This window comes from Rhizobacter sp. P3_B12, assembly GCF_056402895.1.
Window position 1 is genome coordinate 1 of the sequence record NZ_JBFUGN010000536.1, and the last position, 4,234, is coordinate 4,234.

4 protein-coding genes are annotated in these 4,234 nt (G+C 69.9%); 1 reads left to right on the forward strand and 3 read right to left on the reverse strand.

All coding sequences use genetic code 11. The features are described from left to right. A partial coding sequence (locus AC1D01_RS23120) for a hypothetical protein (protein ID WP_477870458.1) occupies nucleotides 1-1,300 on the reverse strand: 1,300 nt, incomplete at its 3' end. A gap of 133 nt (nucleotides 1,301-1,433) precedes the next feature. Here AC1D01_RS23120 and AC1D01_RS23125 point away from each other — a divergent pair. Further along, on the forward strand, nucleotides 1,434-2,729 hold the full coding sequence (locus AC1D01_RS23125; RefSeq protein WP_477870460.1) for a sensor histidine kinase: 1,296 nt from the start codon (nucleotides 1,434-1,436) through the stop codon (nucleotides 2,727-2,729). Here the strand turns inward: AC1D01_RS23125 and AC1D01_RS23130 are convergent. Continuing rightward, a complete protein-coding gene (locus AC1D01_RS23130) occupies nucleotides 2,645-3,376 on the reverse strand; it encodes a response regulator transcription factor (RefSeq protein ID WP_477870470.1) in 732 nt (243 codons plus the stop codon). The two genes, AC1D01_RS23125 and AC1D01_RS23130, sit on opposite strands and share 85 nt — an antisense overlap. A 98-nt stretch (nucleotides 3,377-3,474) precedes the next feature. After that, complete coding sequence (locus AC1D01_RS23135) at nucleotides 3,475-4,161, reverse strand: response regulator (RefSeq protein WP_477870472.1); 687 nt, start codon at nucleotides 4,159-4,161, stop codon at nucleotides 3,475-3,477. Between the last annotated feature and the right edge of the window lie 73 nt (nucleotides 4,162-4,234).

A 4,234-nucleotide genomic window follows, 5' to 3' on the forward strand; every position in this document is an offset into this window, starting at 1 on the left:
GCGCGAGCGCGCCGAACAGCGGCTTCGCGATCAGCGCGATCTCGCGCTCCTCGACGGCTTGCGGCAGGTCCAGGCAGGCCAGCAACTGGCCGCTGTCGGCCGCGTCATGGCGGCACACCTGCAGCGACCCGGCAGCGCAGCCGTGCAGCAGCGCGCGCGATTCGTGGCAATCGCTGCTCTCGGTGCACCACTGCATCTGCCAGCCGTCGACCGGGAACAGCGGCGGCAGTTCGCCGCCCTCGGCCGGGCAGGGGCCCCCACCCCCGCTGAAGGTCCAGTTCCAGCGCCGGCCCTCGCCACGCTCGGCCAAGGCGCAGGCGCGGGCACCCAGCAGCTCGGCGATGTCGGCCAGCGCCATGCGCAGTGCCAGCGGATAGGCATCGGGCGGCAGGTAGATCAGCCGGGCCGACAGGCGCGAGGCCGATTCGAGCACCCGGTTCAGCCGCGTCAGGTCGGCGGTGCGCTGCTGCACGGCCCCTTCGAGGCGATCGCGTTCGGCACCGAGCGTCTGCAGCGCACGGTCGCGTTCGCCGACGTAGCGCGCGATGCCCCGGTGCAGTTGCTGGAAGCTGTCTGCCACCAGGTCGATCTCGTCGCGCCAGCGGCGCTGTGGGCGGGGCCACGCCGGCAGCGGGCCGAGTTCCTCGGGTTTCAGCAGCGCCGCCTGCCGGGCGATCAGGCGCAGGCCGCGGGAGATGTCGCGGTGCAGCATCCAGGCCACCAGCAGCCCGAGCAGCACGGCCGGCAGCACGATGGCGAGTGCCGTCTTCGCGACGCTGCCGCGCACCTGCGCCGACAGGCCGCTGCGATCGAAGTCGAGCTCCAGCTGACCGAGGCCGGTGGGGTCGGCGCCTGCTGCGGTGATCGGGATCTCGACGCCGCGCAGCGCCGCCCGCGGCAGCACCCCCTGCAGCACGCCCTGCGCCGCACCGGGCAGGTCGGATGGCGCGCCGGCCACGTAGGCGGTGCCCGACGGCGTGAGCAGCCGCACGTTCACCATGCGTGGGTAGCGGGAGATCTGGTCGAGTTCCTGCTGGATCGCGTTGCCGTCCTGGCGCTGCAGCGCATCGGCCAGGCGGGGCACCCGCGTGGCCGCGATGTCGCGTGCCATGGCCTGCTCGTCGGCGGCCTGGGCGCCGAACGCGAGCCAGGCGTGCAGGCCCAGCGACAGCGCCGAGCACAGCAGGCAACTCACCGCGATGGCGGCGAGGGTGCGCAACACCAGCGGGCGGAATGGCCGCGATGCCGGCGACGCCGGACGCGACGGCGGAGTGGGCAAGGCGGCGAGGGTGGACGACATGGTGATGTGAAGCGGTCGCGAAGCGATGGAGAAAGGAGATCGTGCCCGGCCTTTCGGCAGAGAAGCCTGCAAGCTGTTGCGATGGCGCGTGACTTATTCAAGCGGTCGCGGATGCACCTCGCCGAGTTGACAGTTGTTGGCGATTCAGGCGATCCGGCCGCAGGAAAAACGCCCCGGTACGCCTTGCAAAGCGCCGAGGGCTCCGCCCACAATGACCTTCATGACAGCCTCACCGTCGCGACCGGACAGCGTGCCACGCACCCCCGCGGCCCAGGCGGTGTCTCGCGGCGCCTGGCAGACGCTGCTGCGGCGTGTGTCGACGCTGGGCCCGCGCGCCCAGCGCCGCGCCGCAGCCGATGCCACGCCGGACCCGGTTCTGCTGGTGGATGCGCGGGGCCGCATCGAGCATGCGAACGCTGCAGCCACCGTGTGCTTCGGCGGCCCCCTGCCGGGGCGCGAGGTCGCCGATGTGTTCCACGGCACGGTGCGCCTGAGCGACCGTGCGGCGTTGTGGCCGCGAGGCGACGCGCCGCAGCACGGCTTCGAATGCGAATCCCAGGACACGCAGCATCGGCGCCTCGTCGTCCGGGTGACGGTCCGGGCCGGAATCTTCGGTGGCCCGTCCGGTTGGACGATTGCCGTGCGCGACGGCACCGCCGAGCACCTGTTGCGGGAGCAGCTCGATGCGGCGCTGCGCCTGCTCAACCACGACCTGCGCGCCCCGCACTCCACCATCCTCGGCGTGCTCGAACTGTGGCGGTTGCGCCAGGGCACGATGAGCGAAGCCGACCTGCTGTCGCAGGTGGAAAACAGCGCCACCGCCGCATTGTCGATGGCCGACAACTTCGTGCGCCATGTGCGGGCGCAGCAGGCGGACCTGCGCCGCGAGGCGCTCGATCTGAACGAGGTGGCGGCCGACGCGGTCGACGATCTGTGGGAACGCGCCCGCGCTCGCCGGGTCACGATCCGCCGGCCGCAGGGGCTGCCGGTGCCGGTGCACGTCGTGGGCGATGCGCCGCTGCTGCAGCGGGCGATCGGCAACCTGCTGCGCCATGCGCTCGACCGCAGCCCCGGCGGGGCGAGCATCCGGTGCACCGTGGTTCGCAGCGGCACGGGCGTGGCCGTCGAAGTGACCGACCATGGCGCCACGCCGGATCCCGGCACGCCGTCAGGCGCTGACGATCCGGGTACCGGGCGGGCGAACGATGGCGTGCCGGTGCTGCCGGCCGAAGATGACTACGCGTTGGGCTTCGTGTCGCTGGTGGCGCGTCGCCACGGCGGCGCATTGCGCCAGCGCCGCGCCGCAACCCAGGGGCTGACGATGAGCCTGTACCTGCCCGGCGGTCACGCCGACGGGGTGGCGGATTCGGAGCCTGCCGCGACGGAGTCGGATTCGTCGAGCGCTTCGAGCCGGTATCCCACGCCGTAGACGGCGCTGAGCCGGTAGCCGGACGGTGGCCTCAGCCCGAGCTTGTTGCGCAGGTTCGAGACATGCGTGTCCAGGCTTCGCGACCAGATCTCGGGGTTCACGCCCCACACCTTCTCGAGCAGGTGCTGTCTCGCCAGCAGTCGACCGACGTTGTGGAACAGGAAATGCGCCAGCTCGTACTCCTTCTGCTTCAATTCGACCGGCTCGCCCTCGATCGTCAGCATGCGCCGCCGGGTGTCGAAACTGTAGCGGCCGAAGGATTCGATCTCGGTGGGCGATGCGGGGTAGCTGCGGCGCATCAGCGCGTTCACCCGGGCGGTGAGTTCGCCCACGCGCACCGGCTTGGTCAGGTAGTCGTCGACGCCGTTGGACAAGGCGTCCACCAGGTCGCGCTCCTCATTGCGATTCGTCACGAACAGGATCGGGATGCGATGCTCGATCTTGTTGCGGACCCAGGTCACGATTTCCGGGCCCGTCATGTCGGGCAGGTGCCAGTCGAGCACCAGGAAATCGAAGGTATCCCGGCGCATCTGGCGGATCAGCGCCTGGCCGCGCTCGAACCCCTGGCAGTCGTGGCCCAGGCTCGAGATGGCGTGCGAGATCAAGTCGACCTGCGAAGGATCGTCGTCAACGATTGCGACTTTCATCGTGTCTCCCGGAAGATCGGCCGGACTGCGAGACGGACCATGGGTTTGAACATACCTGAAATCGGAGTGGTTGTGACAGGGCAAACAGGGTTGACGCCTCAGGGGTCGAAGCGGTAGCCGATGCCGTACACCGCGATGATTCCGGAGCCTTGGGGCCGGACTTCCTCGAGTTTGCGCCGCAGGTTGCGGATGTGGCTGTCGACGGTGCGGTCAGCCGTGTCGCGAAAATCCTGTCGCACCGCGTCGAGCAGCTGGGCGCGAGACAGGATGGCACCGGCGCGCACGAGCAGTGCGCGCAGGATGCGGTACTCGGAGGTCGTCAGGTCGAGCGCGCTGCCTTGCCACAGGATGCGTTGCGCCGCCTCGTTGACATCGAAGCCGCCGTGCGACATGGTGCGGAACTGGCCGGTGACGCGGCGCCACTGCGCCTTCACGCGCGCCGCGACCTCGCGCGGGCTGAACGGCTTGCAGACATAGTCGTCTGCGCCGGCTTCGAGGCCGAGCAATCGATCGACCTCGTCGATGCGTGCCGTCAGCATGATGATGGGCACCGAGGAGAATTCGCGGATCGAGCGGCACACCTCGAGGCCGTCGAGCCCGGGCAGCATCAGGTCGAGCAGCAGGATCGACGCACGCTGCATGCGCACCTCGTTCACCGCCGCGATGCCGTTGTGGACCACCAGCGTCTGCCAGCCCTGCGCGCGCAGGTAGTTGCCGAGCATGTCGGCGATCTTCACGTCGTCCTCGGCGATGAGGATCGGGGTGGTGTCCATCGAGGTGTTCACTCGGGTGCTCCTTGCTGATCCGACTTCACCGGAAGCACGAGTTGCATGGCCAGGCCGCCCCATGGAGACGGGC

Coding starts and splice junctions, on each gene's coding strand:
- AC1D01_RS23130 (WP_477870470.1), bottom strand. CDS start 3,376: ATGAAAGTCGCAATCGTTGACGACGATCCTTCGCAGGTCGACTTGATC.